The organism is Roseomonas chloroacetimidivorans, from assembly GCF_049629625.1.
GTDB classification, from domain to species: domain Bacteria; phylum Pseudomonadota; class Alphaproteobacteria; order Acetobacterales; family Acetobacteraceae; genus Roseomonas; species Roseomonas chloroacetimidivorans.
This window is the reverse complement of sequence record NZ_JBNBZS010000245.1, coordinates 1-1,959: the sequence shown is the minus strand read 5'-3', so window position 1 is coordinate 1,959 and position 1,959 is coordinate 1. Positions and strand designations below refer to the sequence as shown.

The window sequence follows — 1,959 nt, the reverse complement described above, 5'->3', positions numbered from 1 at the left end:
AGGAAACCGTCATGAGCTCCGTGCCTGAGACGCCGTTGCTGGACCGGGTTCGCGTGCCTGCGGACCTGCGGAATTTCTCGCCGGAGCAGTTGCGGCAGCTGGCGGATGAGTTACGGGCCGAGACGGTGCATGCGGTTTCGACCACGGGCGGGCATCTGGGGGCGAGCCTGGGTGTAGTGGAGCTGACGGTGGCCTTGCATGCCATTTTCGACACCCCTTCCGACCGGCTGATCTGGGATGTGGGCCACCAGGCCTATCCGCATAAGATCCTGACGGGGCGGCGGGACCGCATCCGCACGCTGCGCCAGGGGGGCGGCCTGTCCGGCTTCACCCGGCGCTCGGAGAGCGAGTACGACCCCTTCGGGGCGGCGCATTCCTCGACCTCCATCTCGGCCGGGCTCGGCATGGCGGTCGCGCGCGACCTGCTGGCCAGCCAGGGCCAGGGGCAGGGGGCCGAGCAGAACGTCATCGCGGTGATCGGCGATGGCGCCATGTCGGCCGGCATGGCCTATGAGGCGATGAACAATGCGGGCGCGATGAAGTCGCGCCTGATCGTCATCCTGAACGACAACGACATGTCCATCGCCCGGCCCGTGGGCGCCATGTCGGCCTATCTGTCGCGCCTGATCTCGTCCCGCCCCTTCCTGTCCATCCGCGAGGTGATGGCGCGCCTGGCCCGGCGCTTCCCGCGCCCGATCGCCCAGGCTGCCCGCCGTGCGGACGAATATGCCCGCGGCATGCTGACCGGCGGGACCATGTTCGAGGAGATGGGCTTCTACTATGTCGGCCCGGTCGACGGGCATGACCTGGACCACCTGCTGCCCGTGCTGCGCAACCTGCGGGACGCCGAGGAAAGCGGGCCCATCCTGCTGCATGTGGTGACCCAGAAGGGCAAGGGCTACGCGCCGGCCGAGGCCGCGGCCGACAAGTACCACGGCGTGGTCAAGTTCAACGTCATCACCGGCGAGCAGACCAAGGCGCCTCCGGGCCCGCCCTCCTACACCAAGGTCTTCGCCCAGGCGCTGATGGCCGAGGCCGAGGCGGACCCGCGGATCGTGGCGATCACGGCAGCCATGCCGAGCGGGACGGGGCTGGATGCCTTCGAGAAGAAGTTCCCGCGCCGGACCTTCGATGTGGGCATCGCCGAGCAGCATGCGGTGACCTTTGCCGCCGGCATGGCAACCGAAGGGCTGCGGCCCTTTGTCGCGATCTACTCGACCTTCCTCCAGCGCGCCTATGACCAGGTGGTCCATGACGTGGCCCTGCAGAACCTGCCGGTGCGCTTTGCGATGGACCGGGCGGGGCTGGTCGGCGCCGATGGGGCGACCCATGCCGGGGCCTATGACATCGCCTATCTCGGCTGCATCCCCAACATGACCCTGATGGCCGCCGCCGATGAGGTGGAGCTGACCCATATGGTCGCGACCGCCGCCGCCCATGACAGCGGCCCGATCGCCTTCCGCTACCCGCGCGGCGAGGGCACCGGCCTCGAACTGCCGGCCCGCGGCACGGTCCTGCCCATCGGCAAGGGCCGCGTGCTCCGGGAAGGCAACACCATCGCCATCCTCTCCTACGGCACCCGCCTCGGAGAGGCCCTCAAGGCCGCCGAGGAACTCGCAGCCCAGGGCCTGTCCTGCACGGTCGCGGATGCGCGCTTCGCCAAGCCGCTGGATACCGAGCTCATCGACCGCCTGGCCCGGACCCATGCCGTGCTGCTGACCGTGGAAGAGGGCTCGGTGGGCGGCTTCGGCAGCCTCGTCGCCCAGCACCTGGCCCTCTCAGGCCTGCTGGACGGGGAGCTGCGCTTCCGACCCCTTACCCTGCCCGATACCTATATCGACCACGATACACCCAAAAAGCAGTACGACCTCGCCGGCCTCAACGCACCCCAGATCGCACGCGCCGCACGCGACGCCCTCGGCCAGGACCAGGCCATCAGACCCGCCAGAGCTTAGGGGC

General features: G+C 69.1%; 1 protein-coding gene. It reads left to right on the top strand.

All coding sequences use genetic code 11. The features are described from left to right. The first annotated feature begins 11 nt into the window (after positions 1-11). Complete coding sequence (dxs, locus tag ACO1BU_RS37095) at positions 12-1,955, top strand: 1-deoxy-D-xylulose-5-phosphate synthase (protein ID WP_424140861.1); 1,944 nt, start codon at positions 12-14, stop codon at positions 1,953-1,955. The last annotated feature ends 4 nt before the right edge of the window (positions 1,956-1,959 follow it).

What these genes read in the sequence shown, in the direction of transcription:
- dxs (WP_424140861.1), top strand. Translation starts at nt 12, where the DNA reads ATGAGCTCCGTGCCTGAGACGCCGTTGCTGGACCGGGTTCGCGTGCCT.